Raw genomic sequence first — 13,567 nt, 5'->3', positions numbered from 1 at the left:
ACCGGCTCACCTGAACGGCATCTCCGCACAACCGCTGCCGAGCCTCGCGCACCTGTCCGTTTGGGGCTTGATTCCTCATCCTGCTGGAGGTCGTCATGCCACGCCCCGTCTGGAGCGGCGCCATCTCGTTCGGGCTGGTCACGATCCCGATCAAGGTCCTGCCGGCCACCGAGAACCACAACATCAGCTTCCACCAGTACCACCAGGCCGACATGGGCCGGATCCGGTACCAAAAGGTGTGCGAGCTGGATGGCAAGGTGCTCGACCAGAGCGAGATCGGACGGGGCTACGAGGTCACGAAGGACACCATCGTCGAGGTCACGAACGAGGATCTCGACCAGATGCCGCTGCCGACGGCCAAGGCGATCGACGTGGTCGCGTTCATGCCCGCCGACAGCATCGACCCCCTGCGCATCGCCGAGAGCTACTACCTGGCCACCGCCCGCGCCCGCTCCGCGAGCCGGTCGATGACGTCGGCGCCGTAGGCCCGTATCGCTGAGTCCCGCCACCGCTCGCGCAGCTTGGTCAGCGACAGCAACTCCGTGCGCTTGGGCGGGCGCGTCTGGTCGGCGGCCTGGCAGCCCAGCGCGTAGGAGGCCTGCTCCCCCGGCGCGTGCCCGTGCTTCTCCTCGTACCTGGCGGTGAGGACGGGCAGTGCGTCCTCGATCTGCTGGCGGCGGATCGACTGCCAGCCGATGAGCCGCTGGTTTATGCCCGCGACCTCCATGACCGGCCGACGTCCGGGCGTCACCTCGCACGGCTCCCAGGCCCACCCGAACCGGACGGACACCTCCTCCATGACCGGACGGACACCTCCTCCATGAATAGAGGGTGTAGAGGGTGTCGGCCGCGAAGATGTGGGCCAGCATCGAGTCCGCCGACAGGTTGCCCCGCGTTCCCTTGCCGTCCGGCCGCCGGGCGCGGATCGAGATCATCGCATGATCGCGGAGAAGGGGCTTCGACTCTGCGGCTCTGGACTCGTAGTGCCGGAAGACCGCAACGATCAGCCCGTCCTTGACCGGGGCGCGGTGCTTGCCGCCGCCTTTCCAGCGGATCTGTGCGACCGCATCCTCCAGCCACGCCAGCGTCTTGTCCCGGGCGATGTCCTGGCACAGCTCCAGCACCCGGCGTGTGGGGTCATCAACCAGCGCCCACGCAGCCTGAGCAATTGAGGGCGCCCGGTACACCAGGTCCATAGCGAGCCACGGCGACTTGATGTGCTCGATGGGCCCCCCAGCACCGTCGCCCGTTGAGGTGCTCCCTCCCGCTCCGGCGGTGTCGCCTACAGCGAAGGGGTCGAGCAAGGCGCAGCAAGCGTTCCAGCGGGGCCTGGCGGCCCTCACGCAATGGGTGGAGCGGGAAGGCGCGGACCGGCCGGTCCCCAGGCCACGGCGAAGAGATCACAGTCGACGGCGAGACCGAACCGGTGACCGTCAAGCTGGGCGTATGGATTTCGAACACGAAATCGATGAGGGATCGGCTGGATGCCGACCAGCTCGCCGCGCTCGCGAAGCTGGGCATGGATTGGGCGAGGCCGGTGACGGTCCCGCAGGCTGCTCGGGACGGCCTCTGACCGCCTTCTTGCGCCGTGACCGGACCTCGGGCCTCTTGGATGTTCGGGGTCCGGTGCTGTGGCCGTGGTTCGGTCGGTCTTCGCAGGTCAGGGGTGCAACGCGGACGCTGTTGCACCCCCGTGTTGCGGGGCGGTGTTGCACGAGGCGCTGTGAGCCGCCGTGCGGTCGGGCCCACGCGGGCTACCAGCGGCGCAGGTCTTTGGTGAGTTCGCGGTACCACTCGGTGCGGCGCGGCACGTACTCGTCGGGCGCCGGTCCGAGCGCGACGACCTGGTCTGTGATCCCGTAGGTGACTCGGTAGGCCAGGACCTGGGTGGCGAGGTCCATCCACTCCTGCGTCTTGTGTGCCGGCGGCACGGGACCGAGCATGGTCACGAACCACATGGGCAGCAGGGCGCGGTCGCGGATGGCGTCGGCCAGACGGCCGCGCAGCAGCCAGTTCAGCTTCCGCTCCGCCTTGTCGCCCTGCTCGATCAGCGACGCCTTCGCCTGCCTGAGAGTGTCGTCCTGGGCCAGTGCTGCCTGGGCGGCCTGGGCGGGGCCGGCCAGTTGCCGGGCCCGCTGATCGTGGCTCTCGGCGAGGGTGCGGGACATGCCGAAGTCCATGACGGCCTGCTTGAACTCGCGGGACGTGCGCGGCTGAGTGGCCAGGATGCCGGCGGCCTCCACCACCGTGTCGCGGTGCTCGTCGCGTTCGGCGATCGCGCCTTCGTACGCGCGGACCTTGAGGCGGTGGGCCTCGCGCTGGTGTTGGGGGAGCAGGCCGGAGCGTACGTTCCAACCGTGGTTGGCGGTCCTGGCCAGCTTCATCCATTCCGGGTCGATGGTGTCGAGGTCGGCGTGTGGGGCGCCGCCCGCGGCAAGCAGATGCGCTTCGAGTGCCTGGACGCGGCCGGTCAGCCGCTTGAGGGATTGATCAGTGTCCTGGATGTGGTCGCGTACGTCGTCGTCCAGCTCGGTGAGGTCGTTGCGGACGGTGCTGAGGTCGTCCTCGAGGCTGCGGATGTCGCCACGGATGTCGCGCAGCTCGTAGTCGAGGTCTTCGACCTCCCCCAGCTTCGAACGCAGCGAGTGCAGCTCGTGCTCCATACCGCCGGTCCGGGTCTCCAGGCTGCGGACCTGGTAGCTGTAGTCGTCGCTCACCGCCGCGCCCCCTTCGCGCCCGTGTCCGTGCTGTCCATGGAGGACCCGGCGACAAACGCCCAGCCCACGGCGGCGGCGATGATGAACCACCGGCTGATCACGCTCAGGCTGATGAGGGCCATCAGGAGCGCGACCACGTGCAGTGCGACGGCTCCGAAGCGACGGTCGCGGTGCTGTTCGGCATCGACCTTCTGGAAGCAGCCGGCCAACGTTCCCACGAAGTGCGGGACCAGCAGGACCAACCACCAGCTCGAGCGGTCGAGGACGAAGACGAGCGCGATCAACCCCGCGCCGACGGCCGCCTGGCCGCGCCAGGACCACGTCACGATGCGCTCACTGCGTCTGCGATCGGGTTCGGCCAGACGCTCGGGGATCGTCTTCTCGAACTCCACCAGCTTGCTGGTGACGTTAACCAGCCGGGCGTACTCCACCGCGAACTGGTCACCGTCGGAGTGCTTCAGCACCTCGGCATGGCAAGCACCGGCCTTCTGCTGAAACTGCGCGAACTGCTCCTCGATCTTCTGCTCGGCGCTGACCACCGAACCACCCCCACCCGCAATGCGACGACACGCCGACCGGACACTTCCCACCGGCAGCCACCGCCAGCCATCAAACTGATCGACCGTACCCGCAGCTGTCCAAGACCCGCCGGGCAATCAGATGCAGTGGCCGAAAACCATGCCGACCCACGCCGTACATCGGAGCCGAGGCCCGTGGTCGCCTGGGTGAAGTTCTCGAAGTGCCGGAGCCGGCTACCGCGTAACGGCCGGGGTCGCAGCGTCGTTGGGCGGTGCGACCCCCGAGCCGGGCCCCAGGGACGTCATGGCTGATCCCCCGGGGCCCCTGGCGTGTCCGGTTTACCAGTAGCAGCGGGTCGGGCCCGGTTCCTGGGGGCGGGCAGCAGCACGTTTCTCGTCCGCGATCCGCTGCTGGTCTCGCCGCAGAGCGTCCGCTCGGGCCTCGGGGGTGACGGCTGGGCCGAGGGTGATCGCCTCGGTGCCGGTCACCAGGGCCAGCGAGTACCGCAAGGGCGATTTGCTGGACCGCGTGGGCAGGTGGAGACGGGCCACACCGGCCGGGAGCTCGGCACGCAGCGCTCCGTGCCAGCGGATCCACAGCGCGGGGCGGCCGCGGAGTGCTTCGTCTCGGAGCTTGTCCACGGCGGTGCTCTCGTCCGCGCGGTCGATTTCCACGGCGATCGGTGGGCCGTCTTTGCGGATCACGCGCAGGTCCAGGTAGGCAGACCAGGGCGGCGACCAGTAGGCGATGCAGCCTCCGTTCTTCAGGCGGGGCGGGTCGATGTAGCGCATCTGCGCCTCTGCTCTGCACCCCCACCCTGACGCTCCCACCCACTGCACCACCGCCCGGGTGATGGACTGGGTCGCCTCCTTGCCGGTCAGGCCGCTGAAGGAGAAGCCGGTCTCGGCGCGACCGTGGTTATGTACGGCCCCGGTTCCTGGGTTCAGGTCAGGGTGATAGGGCGGGCTGAGGAGCAGGTGCAGGTGCAGGTGCAGGTGCAGGTGCAGGTACAGGCGCAGGTACAGGCGCAGGTACAGGCGCAGGTACAGGCGCAGGTACAGGCGCAGGTACAGGCGCAGGTACAGGCGCAGGTACAGGCGCAGGTGCAGGCGCAGGTGTCGGCGCGGGTGTGACAAGCGGGTGGTGAAAAGGGGTGAACATCTGCCCTCCAGGGGCATGTCGAGGCTCGCGTCAGGCGAGCCAGTGGCAAGGTCACCCGCATGCCAGACGCGGACGAACTCTTGGAACGCATTCGCACCGCCAAGGACTGGGCTACAAGTGAGAGCGGTGCGGAGCGCACGCAGGCCGAGCAGCTTGGCGGCGAAGATGGTGCGGCTCACCGGTCTCTCGCAGTGACCTACCTAGCGATCGCCCTCGTGCTCGACAAAATTCTTCAGCCTCCCCAGCACTAGCGGCCCGCCCGGATCTGCTCACGCGCAGGCTTGCGGTGTAGATGGTCGGCGACGAGCCCCTGGGGCTGCGGGGTGCCGAAAGAGGTGGTGGCGGAGAGGAGGGCGCCGGGACCGTGGTCGCGGTGATGCTGTTCAGCCCAGTCCCGGGCCACGGGCTGCGACCACAGAGGTCCGTTGGCGCCGTGGGCCTGTGGTTCGGGCATCTTGTGGTCCTCGTACTCGGGGACCGGAAGGTCGTCCTCAGCGATGTTCGCGATCTTCGCCAGCCCGGCGCGGTCCACCAGGAGGCCCGGCTCCAGCTCGGGAGCCTTCAGGTCGACGACGCACTCGTCCAACGGCCGTGCGTCCGGCACACGCCGGCGGTGCTCCGCCCACAACGCCAGATGATCACGCCAGTTCGGCAGGGCAGTCTTGGGCGCGGTGAACCCGGCGATGGTGGCGATACTCGCCTTGCCCGGGTCGGCGGGGTGGACCAGGAGGTCGGCGGCCGTGACGGTGAGCGCGTCCTGGACGGGGCGGGCGTCGTAGCGCTCGTAGGCGCCGTCGAAGACCACGCCGGGCCGGTGCCAGGCGGTGCCGTCCCACCAGTAGCCGCCGTGCCGGTAGAGGAAGCCGGTGTGTCCGTACACCCAGTCGTGGTGGAGCCCGCTCCAGCTGCCGTCCGTGACCAGCACCACCGTGCGGCCGTGCTCGGGGTGGTAGTGGACGGCCCACGCGTACGCGCGGTTCTTCGGCTCGGTCGTGAACGCCACCCAGCCGCCTCCCGGTAACGGGTCGGTGCGGCCCCACAGCCCCTCGCCCTGGTCCCGGCCGGTGCGCTCGATCGCGTCCGGATTGCCGAGCGGCAGCCGTTCGTCGTTGATGAACGGCAGACCCGGAACGGGATGATCGGTGCGAAGTCCGTTGGCCACCGGACGGAACTCACCCAAGATCGTCTCTCCCTTGCGGCATGAATCCCCGTACAGCACGGGGGTAGTCCTCACATCTCTGCGGCAGCACCGGCTCTGCTAAACCGATCAGCGGACAGCGCGAACACGTCGTTGTTCGCGGTGCGCACCCTCGCCTCCGGCCGGGTCGTATATCCGGCCGGAGGCACAAGCCGCCCGGCTACCGGCGGCGCGTGATGCCGAACCGGCCGCGGAACCAGCCGGCTCCGATCCGGCTCCTGGTCGTCCTCCGGCCGCCGGGCCGCGTGCCGGCTACCGGCGGCGTCCGAACAGGCCGCGGTTCTTCTTCACGTCCGCTTCGGCCGCCTCCCGGGCCGCGGCTTCCTCCGCCTGGCGCCGCGCGGCCTTCTCCGCCTGCACCTGTTCCCAGTGTTCGTGCAGGCACGGTTCACAGAGCTCGCGGTGCTGCTGCGCCGGGTAGTGCCGGATCGTGTCCCAGCGGTCGTCAGTGAACTTCGCTCCGCAGCGCCTGCACACGGGCCGCTGCGCCTCGCGGGCCGCGGCTTCGCGCTCCTTCTGGCGCTTGCGGGCCTGCTCTGCCTGCACCACGTACAGCCGGTCACCGTCGGAGTTGTCCAGGGCCTCCGTCAGCGTCTGCCACTCATCGCGCCCGAGCCTGCGCCACACCTTCCCCGCCGCGCCATCCGGATCGGCCGTGATCCGCTCCAGCTCGGTGACGACCACGGGCACCGCCTGGTGGTAGTCGACGGCCGTAATGCCCGCGCCCGGGTACTGGGTGCCGGCGAAGTAGGAACGGGCCGCCTGCTCCAGCCGCCGCATCTTGCTGGCCCGCTGCGCCTTCGTCTTACCCGTGAACACGAACGCGAGGGGCACGTAGCCCTCGTGGCCGGTCGCCGGGTAGATCCGCGACCACAGCCGGAAGTCGTGCACCTTCGCTCCCCCGTAGGAGCAGGCCGCCCGCTCGTGGTTCTTGTCGGCCTTCGGCGCCAGGAGCTCGAACCACTCGGTGTAGCGGCGCACCTTGTCCACCAGGACGTCGACGGGCTCATTCACGCGGTCGACCTCCAGGAGCATCGCGGGCACGCCGACCTCCGGGGCCCGCATCGTCAGGTCGGCGTACTGGGTGTAGCCGTACGGGAGGCGGTGGGCGATCTCGGTCTGCCAGGACAGCGGCGTGCCGAAGCCGGCCTCGGTGAGGACCGCAGCGGTCATCGTGACGGCGGCCGCGTGTTCGTCGTAGCCCTCGCCGGTGACCAGCTCGCCGTCGTCGTCGAACTCGAGCTTGCGCAGCGCGGAGACCCGGACGTTCCCCGGCAGCAGCTGCTTGGCTTCCTTGTGTCCTCGCTCGGTGAGCACCCACAGTTGGTGGTTCGACTCCAGCCGCGTCTCCACCCGGACCTTCCCGTCGTCCTTGAGGGCGTTGAGGGTGTCCCTCGTGCACCGGTCGTGCGAGTCTCCGGGGCGCAGCATCCGCCACAGGTGTTCAGCGGTAGCCCTCTGGAAGATCCCGAGAGCCTTCAGCACTTCCTGCTTCCTGGTGTGGGTTGGCTTCCATGTCTGCTTAGAAGACTTAGAAGGGTTGTCGAACGTGCCGGGGGTCCTGTTCTGCCGGGGCTGACCTGTGGGTACGCGCCTGGCAGGCGAAGAGGCCGTGGAGGGGGCAATGGAGGGGCCCGTAGAGGGGGCCGGCGGCACCTGGTCCAGGTCCTCGCCGGGCGCCTGGTCGTCGGTCTCCTGCGGTTCGCGGGCGGAGTCGGGCGTGAAGTCGACGGGCACGGTGTCCTCGATTCCTCCGGCCGGCTGGCCGGGACGGTGAGCGTCCGGCCCGCACGCCGATGTGCGCACGGGCCGGAGCCACCGTCGGGAAGACCCCCTTGTCCGCTGTCTGACGCTCAGCACCGATCAGTGTCTTCTATGCCTCAGAAACGCCTTGACCGGGGCGATTTATCCGTGACCAGCACCACACATGCTCCTTGGAGTTTCCGGGTCCGGCGGGGAGGGAGAGTTCTCCCTCCCGAGCACCGTCCTCTGTCCACAGGGCCACCGCTGGAGGCTCGTCTTGAGGCCGCCACGATCAGCGAGGCGGCCCGTACGTGAGGAGCTGTCATGCCCGAAACACCGTCACCACGCCGCTCGCCCCGATGGAGCCGGAGGACGTCGCCGACGCCTTCGCCTACATCCGGGCGATGCAGGCCGACGACATCGACACCGCCTGCGCGATTGCCGACGACACGGGCCCGGAGCTGCACCGGCTGCTCTTGGACGTCGCCGCGCGCATCGTCATCCCGATCACCGCAGTGGACGACCACGACGGGGAGCCCTGCGCGCATTCCTTCCTGGCGGCGGCGCTCGGACGGCTTCTGCTGGAGCTCCTCTGCGACGGCGAGTGCCTGGCCGGTGCGCCGGGCATCGCCCAGACCATCGTCCGCTTCACCGAGAACATCCTCACCGAGGAGCACGGCGACGTCGCCGATGTCCTCCGCCAGCTGGAGGCCGCGGGGATGAAGCAGGCGATGGAGGCGCACCGGGTGCGCCGGACCACCGCGTAGCCGCACCTCCGGGACGGCGGTGGTGCGGTGCGGCGCGCATCCCCGGGCGCACATCCGCTCCGGCGTGGTGCGCTCCACCGCAACCACCGCACCGCACCGCTCCACCGTGGTGCGCTCCACCGCGCCATGGCACCGCACCGCCGGGAGCCGGCGGTGTGGTCCCCCGGCATCGCCGCACGGCGCCGGGGCGCGCCACGGCCGGGCGGGCTCCTCTATCACACACCCCCTTGACCGCGGCCTGATCGCGAGCCGAAACCGGCGATGTCAAGGAGAAGCGTCGCGGTAGCAGAGCTGGACAAGGGGGTGTAGCGGAGCCGGACAAGGGGGTCGCGAGCGCCCGGCCGCACCCGGACAAGGGGTCGCCGGCGGCGGGCGAACCGGTGCGGTGCGGAGCATCGGGTGCGGCGCACCGGCGCGCGCGAGAGTGCCGGGCATCGTCGGAGTGGTGCGGTGCCGGAAGCGGTGGCGCACCATCGCGGTGCGCACCACGATGGAGTCCATCGTCGTCCGGCGCACCGGAGTGGAGTCCACTCGGTGGAGCCCACTCGGTGGAGCCCATCGAGTGGAGCCCACTCGATGTTCTGCATCCGGTGGCGATGCGCGGCATCGGGTGGACTCCACTCAGTGGACGGTGTCCGGCATCGTCACCACAGCCAGGCGTTGGAGTGCCGCACCCGGGACAGTGCGCGGGCGTCGCGGCGCGCGGCCGCGTTGCCGATTCGGTTCTGCCGGGAGCGGGGCCGGCGCGACTGCGAGGCGGCGAGTCGGCGCTTCCCGGCGCCCTGGAGTCGCTTCCGCTGCTTGCGCAGTTCCGCCTTCGCGGCCTTCGACTTCGGCGTCCGGGGGCGCTTCCAGATCGGTTGCCACCCCAGGGGCTCGTCGGGGTCGGGCTCCTGGCCCTCGGTGAGCGCGGCGGCCATCTTCGCGCGGGCGGCACGGGCGCGGGCGATGGCTTCGTCGGGGTTGGGGCGTTCTTCCGGGGGGGTGGTGCTCACGTGACTCCTGTGGCTCGGCCCGGCGTGTGCTGGGTGAGGCCGGCGTAGGCGGCGAGGTGGCCTGCGGTGGCGAAGCCGCTGCCGTCGCCGACGTCGATGAGGATGCGGGCGGCGGTCCTGATCCCGATGCCGGGCATCGAGATCAGGACCTGGGAAAGAGGGTGGGCCTCCAGGAGTTCCTCGATCCGCGCGGCGAGGACTTTTCGCTGGTCAAGGACGGACTGAAGCGACCTGGCGAGGCTGGGGACGATCAGCGCGGCAGCCTCCGTTCCCGGGACGACGACGGTCTGCTCGTCGAGTGCGGTGAAGATGTCCTCGACCAGTCGCTCGGCCATCCGCGGCGCCTTGGGACGTATCAAGGTCACGAGGCGACGGCGCCCGGCCTTGCGGATCCGGGCCGGTGATCCGAACTGGTCCAGCAGTCTGAGCACGGCCGGGTGCTGGATCCGCGGGCCCAGGACCCGCTCGAGCGACGGGTGGATCTGGGTGAGGAGGCCGCGGAGCCGGTTGGCGATCCGAGTGGACTCACCCGCGAGATCGTCGTCGAACCCGGCGATCATCGCGAGCTCGGCAACGGCTTCGTCCGAGGGATCAATCGTCCTCAGGGTATGTGGCATCCCTCTGGCGGCATCCGCGATGATGAACGCGTCGCGGGCGTCGGTCTTCGCCTCCCCAGGATAAAGATCGGCGATCCGCCGCATCGTGAGTCCGGGCAGGTAGGCGACCTGACATCCCGAGTCCCGGGCGACCGCCAGCGGCAGGGCCCCGATGGAAGCCGGCTGGTCGACGACCACCAGTACCGTTCCGTGCTTGGCCTTCAGCTTGTCGAACAGCTCCCGCAGCTTCGGTTCGCTGTTGGGCAGCGGCTTGTCGAACACCCTTTTTCCCGCCGGGTTCACGGCGGTGGCGTGGTGAACCCCCTTGCCGACGTCCAGGCCCAGATAGACGTCGATGCCAGTCTCGTCCAACATGCCCTTCGCTCCCGCGCTCGCCTGTTCCCCGGCCTCGCCTGCGGCATCAGCGTGCCGGCATCCACGTTACGAAGAGACTGCCCAAGGGGCGCTCGTGCCTCTAATCAGCGGTCTGCCAATGCCTCCGGCACCGGCGACACCACCTTTTCGATCATCTCGACTGGGGCTCAAGTCATACCGGGGCCGAAGGCCGGGAGCCTCATTGCGAGGCCACGAAGAAGGTAACGGGGCCACTGACGGGACCGAATCCGACCGATCGCGGCAAGTTGGGATCGAAGATCCACCTGATCACCGACCGGAACGGCCTGCCTCTTTCGCTCGGCATCTCCGGCGCCAACATGCACGACAGCCAGGGCCTTGAACCGCTCGTGCGCGGCATCCCGCCCATCCGCTCCCGTCGCGGCCCGCGCCGCCGACGGCCCGGCAAGCTCCATGCCGACAAGGGCTACGACTACGACCACCTGCGCCGTTGGCTCCGCAAGCGCGGCATCCGCCACCGCATCGCCCGCAAGGGCATCGAGTCCTCACAAAGGCTCGGCCGCCACCGATGGGTAGTCGAAAGGACCGTGTCCTGGCTGGCCGGCTGCCGACGCCTCCACCACCGCTACGAACGCAAACCCGAACACTTCCTCGCCTTCGTCGGCATAGCCGCAGCCCTCATCTGCCACCGCCACCTCACCAACTGAAACGACGTCTCAGTCGGCAGATCTCGCGCAGCGCGAGGGCGAGTTTGTCGGCCCGCAGCAGCGGCGGGGCGGTCTCGGCTGGGGCGCTGATCCAGTGCGCGGCGGGGGTGTCGTGCGGGGTGCAGGGCAGGAGCAATTGCTGGGCGCGGGAGAGCACCCGTGTGCCCGGTAGTTGGGCGGTGTGACCTGTGCCGGCCGGCACCATGACAGAGCCGGTCTCTGATGTGGTCGGCGAGCACCGGGTGGCCCGAGCTCGGGTCAGCGCCCATCTGGCCCAGGGCGTCCAGGCCGAGGCTCATCGGTTCGATGACCACGACATCCCACGTTTCACCACACCGTGCCCAACGCGTTGAGTTGCCTCCCCTGGACCACAGGGCACGCGTCCAGGAATCGACCGCCTTCTTCGCGGCCCAGGTCAGACAGCCTTGTGGTGTGGCTTCTTCCGGCACGATGAACTCCCTGCGATCGCCCGTCACCTCTCGTCATACAACGTGCGCCAGGCGGGACGGACTCAAGCCGAAAAGCCGACCGAACCCACCGTACGGATGGAACCCACCCCGATGCCCGAACGCTGCGCCGCGCAATCCAGGAGATCGCCTCCGAGGCAGTCCTTGCCGACCACGAGGGGTGCGCTACACCGAGCCCGACGTGGCGCACGACTGGTCAGCTGGCGGGTCGGGGCAGTGCGGCAAGGCGGGGGAAGCCAGTACCCCCTGTGGTGGCGTCAACGGCGCTGAGCTACCGGAGTTGTGTCCAGAAGATCCTCGGTGTGGCTCGTTGTGCGGACATACTCATACAAGGAGCCTGATGTTCCATAAGAAGCCCTGGACAGCTCAGGTGGCCATCCGCTATGCCGCCTCGGGAGCGTCCGCTCACCGTGGAGGCGACATTGGCGCTGCGCAAAGACCCGCGAGGGCATGGTGGTCGTAGATGTGTGGGAGATGCGCCATGACCGGACTCGTCCGCCGCTCAGCTTGCGCCCCCGCGGGCAACCCGCAGGGGTCTTCAGTCTTGTGGGACCAGTGTCGTTGACACGGGATTGACCACATGTCAGTGACAGGACGGCAAGCCGTCCGGCTCCTGGTCGTGGCGCTCCTCGGCGCTGTGGTCGCGCTTGTTTTCGCTGCGGTCGGGCCGCAGGGCGGGGGGAGGTACGGGACGGTGTCGGGGCAGGCGGCGGAGGTCGCGGCCGCGAGAGCTGCTGCAGAGCCTTCCCCCGAGCCCGACTCCGACGGGGACTACTGCACCGATTGCCCCTCGTGCGAGGGTTGTCCGGTGGACCCGGTGGACCCGGTGGACCCGGTGGATCCGGTGGACCCGGTGGATCCGGTGGACCCGGTGGACCCGGAGGACCCGGAGGACCCGGAGGACCCCGTGGACCCGGAGGACCCGGAGGACCCGGAGGACCCGGTGGACCCGGAGGACCCGACCGACCCGGAGGACCCGGCCGACCCGGAGGACCCGACCGACCCGGAGGACCCGACCGACCCGGAGGACCCGACCGACCCGGAGGACCCGACCGACCCGGAGGACCCGACCGACCCGGAGGACCCGACCGACCCGGAGGACCCGACCGACCCGGAGGACCCGACCGACCCGGAGGACCCGACCGACCCGGAGGACCCGACCGACGGCCCCGGCACCGAGGACCCGACACCCAGCGGTGGCGAGGCGTCCGGTCCCTGGCCGATCGTGCTCGTGCTGCTCGGCACCGCGATGGTCACCACGGCTGCCGTCGTCGGCGTCCGTCATCGGGGGCCGCGCTGGGTACGCCGCCATGTGCACGCTGTACTGCGCAGCGGCCCCGCTCTCCACAGCGTGCGCGAGAGCCGCGACTCCGATGCGCCGGACCGCACGGTACGGCTGGAGTCTCACCGCGACCCCGGCGAGCAGAACATCCAGGAGGAGGACGATCGATGACCGTGACGAGTCCCACAGAGCACATGACCGTACGGGCCCTCCTGTTCGGCGAAGAGGGCGGGAGTGCCACCGATGCCCTCGCCGGTCATCTTCATGAGCGCGATGTCGCGGAGACGCTGTCGCACGGTGCGCGGGGTATGGCGGGTTCGGCTGGCCGCGCTGTCGAGCGTGAAGTCGCCACCGTCGTCGACGGTTTCCTCGCGATGGACCTGATCGACCTGTTGGGCGCGGGCTGGCGCAAGCACTCCGCTCTCACGGCTGCCGCTCGCCGTACGCGCGACACACCGGACAGCGAGGAGCTTGTCGCTCTGGTGAGCCATCACATCACGTCAACCCACCGTCCCTGCGTCGACTTGATCATCGATGGGGTCAACGTCGGGACCATCAACCTGGCGATTACCGTCGACTTCGACCTCAACGGAGTTATCGCCATCGTCCGTGACGCCCGTTTGGCCGCCCTGCGATCCGGAGAGTGCACGGCCACCGGAACCCTCGCCATCGAGGAGAACACGGTGGCCAGCCGGAACCGCCGCCTCGATCTCCCGGGCATGATCCGGCTCCGGTCAGGAATCCCCCTGCTCACCGCGGAACACCTGGCTTCTGGGGGCGGCCCCACCCCCGAATCCATTGCCGCAGTGACCGGCTTCCGTACGTGGCTCGAAACCCACGCCGAGGAGAACGAGGCACTTGGCGACCTGGCCCGGGCCAACGCCGAAACGCTGGAGAACCTGCTGAGGGCAGGGGAGCACTACTGGGACGGCACGCGATAGGCGCGGGGCGCCGAAGCGGACGGGGCCGAAAGGCCAGTACATCAGCGGCGGCACCAGCGGTGCGGCCGTTCCCATAAGGGCCGGGGCAGCGGGGGAGCAACCTCTATAGAGCGTGTTCGA

Annotated in this window: 12 protein-coding genes and 5 pseudogenes; 7 read left to right on the top strand and 10 right to left on the bottom strand. The window is 69.4% G+C overall.

From position 1 onward, the window contains the following. Positions 1-95 precede the first annotated feature (95 nt). Positions 96-437 (top strand): annotated as a pseudogene (locus tag AS594_RS39890) (Ku protein); the annotation flags it as partial. Here the strand turns inward: AS594_RS39890 and AS594_RS48320 are convergent. Together AS594_RS48320 and AS594_RS48315 are read right to left on the bottom strand one after the other, a co-directional pair. After that, positions 428-799: a relaxase domain-containing protein gene (locus tag AS594_RS48320; protein WP_420877924.1), complete on the bottom strand. Its 372-nt coding sequence runs from the start codon at positions 797-799 to the stop codon at positions 428-430. The pseudogene AS594_RS39890 and the gene AS594_RS48320 sit on opposite strands and share 10 nt — an antisense overlap. A 94-nt stretch (positions 800-893) precedes the next feature. Beyond that, positions 894-1,196, bottom strand: a pseudogene (locus AS594_RS48315) (relaxase domain-containing protein); the annotation flags it as partial. Between the two features lie 64 nt (positions 1,197-1,260). Between AS594_RS48315 and AS594_RS42485 the strand changes: the two are divergent. Beyond that, positions 1,261-1,573 (top strand): annotated as a pseudogene (locus tag AS594_RS42485) (helicase associated domain-containing protein); the annotation flags it as partial. A gap of 181 nt (positions 1,574-1,754) precedes the next feature. Here the strand turns inward: AS594_RS42485 and AS594_RS45660 are convergent. From AS594_RS45660 to AS594_RS39870, 3 genes are all read right to left on the bottom strand, one after another. Then, complete coding sequence (locus tag AS594_RS45660; RefSeq protein ID WP_206281775.1) at positions 1,755-2,717, bottom strand: hypothetical protein; 963 nt, start codon at positions 2,715-2,717, stop codon at positions 1,755-1,757. Further along, positions 2,714-3,256: a hypothetical protein gene (locus AS594_RS39875; protein ID WP_069936294.1), complete on the bottom strand. Its 543-nt coding sequence runs from the start codon at positions 3,254-3,256 to the stop codon at positions 2,714-2,716. The genes AS594_RS45660 and AS594_RS39875 overlap by 4 nt, the downstream gene beginning before the upstream one ends. Before the next feature lie 318 nt (positions 3,257-3,574). Continuing rightward, the gene (locus AS594_RS39870) at positions 3,575-4,372 is read right to left on the bottom strand and encodes a hypothetical protein (RefSeq protein ID WP_069936293.1); all 798 of its coding nucleotides are present in this window, start codon (positions 4,370-4,372) and stop codon (positions 3,575-3,577) included. A gap of 84 nt (positions 4,373-4,456) precedes the next feature. On the opposite strand from AS594_RS39870, the gene AS594_RS39865 reads away from it, so the two are divergent. Then, positions 4,457-4,648: a hypothetical protein gene (locus AS594_RS39865; RefSeq protein WP_069936292.1), complete on the top strand. Its 192-nt coding sequence runs from the start codon at positions 4,457-4,459 to the stop codon at positions 4,646-4,648. Here the strand turns inward: AS594_RS39865 and AS594_RS39860 are convergent. Together AS594_RS39860 and AS594_RS39855 are read right to left on the bottom strand one after the other, a co-directional pair. Then, the gene (locus AS594_RS39860) at positions 4,645-5,577 is read right to left on the bottom strand and encodes a hypothetical protein (RefSeq protein ID WP_141747272.1); all 933 of its coding nucleotides are present in this window, start codon (positions 5,575-5,577) and stop codon (positions 4,645-4,647) included. The two genes, AS594_RS39865 and AS594_RS39860, sit on opposite strands and share 4 nt — an antisense overlap. Before the next feature lie 270 nt (positions 5,578-5,847). Continuing rightward, a complete protein-coding gene (locus AS594_RS39855; RefSeq protein WP_240509400.1) occupies positions 5,848-7,332 on the bottom strand; it encodes a replication-relaxation family protein in 1,485 nt (494 codons plus the stop codon). A 317-nt stretch (positions 7,333-7,649) separates the two neighbouring features. On the opposite strand from AS594_RS39855, the gene AS594_RS39850 reads away from it, so the two are divergent. Then, on the top strand, positions 7,650-8,105 hold the full coding sequence (locus tag AS594_RS39850) for a hypothetical protein (RefSeq protein WP_240509399.1): 456 nt from the start codon (positions 7,650-7,652) through the stop codon (positions 8,103-8,105). Between the two features lie 644 nt (positions 8,106-8,749). Here the strand turns inward: AS594_RS39850 and AS594_RS39845 are convergent. Both AS594_RS39845 and AS594_RS39840 read right to left on the bottom strand, forming a co-directional pair. Next, positions 8,750-9,025, bottom strand: coding sequence for a hypothetical protein (locus AS594_RS39845; protein WP_240509412.1), 276 nt, complete (start codon positions 9,023-9,025; stop codon positions 8,750-8,752). 31 nt (positions 9,026-9,056) lie between these two features. Next, positions 9,057-10,071 (bottom strand): annotated as a pseudogene (locus AS594_RS39840) (IS110 family RNA-guided transposase); the annotation flags it as partial. A 215-nt stretch (positions 10,072-10,286) separates the two neighbouring features. Here AS594_RS39840 and AS594_RS39835 point away from each other — a divergent pair. Continuing rightward, a pseudogene (locus tag AS594_RS39835) lies at positions 10,287-10,757 on the top strand (IS5 family transposase); the annotation flags it as partial. Here AS594_RS39835 and AS594_RS44250 read toward each other — a convergent pair. Then, positions 10,747-10,962 (bottom strand): hypothetical protein, encoded by a 216-nt coding sequence (locus AS594_RS44250; RefSeq protein ID WP_141747271.1) that lies wholly within the window; start codon positions 10,960-10,962, stop codon positions 10,747-10,749. The pseudogene AS594_RS39835 and the gene AS594_RS44250 sit on opposite strands and share 11 nt — an antisense overlap. An 848-nt stretch (positions 10,963-11,810) precedes the next feature. Between AS594_RS44250 and AS594_RS47080 the strand changes: the two genes are divergently transcribed. Together AS594_RS47080 and AS594_RS39825 are read left to right on the top strand one after the other, a co-directional pair. Then, positions 11,811-12,677 carry a hypothetical protein gene (locus AS594_RS47080; protein ID WP_240509398.1) on the top strand — a complete coding sequence of 289 codons (867 nt, stop codon included), beginning with the start codon at positions 11,811-11,813 and terminating at the stop codon, positions 12,675-12,677. Next, a complete protein-coding gene (locus tag AS594_RS39825) occupies positions 12,674-13,447 on the top strand; it encodes a hypothetical protein (RefSeq protein ID WP_069936287.1) in 774 nt (257 codons plus the stop codon). Before AS594_RS47080 ends, AS594_RS39825 begins: the two co-directional genes overlap by 4 nt. Positions 13,448-13,567 lie beyond the last annotated feature (120 nt).

The organism is Streptomyces agglomeratus (assembly GCF_001746415.1).
Classification (GTDB): Bacteria; Actinomycetota; Actinomycetes; order Streptomycetales; family Streptomycetaceae; genus Streptomyces; species Streptomyces agglomeratus.
This window is presented reverse-complemented; position numbering and strand designations above follow the sequence as displayed.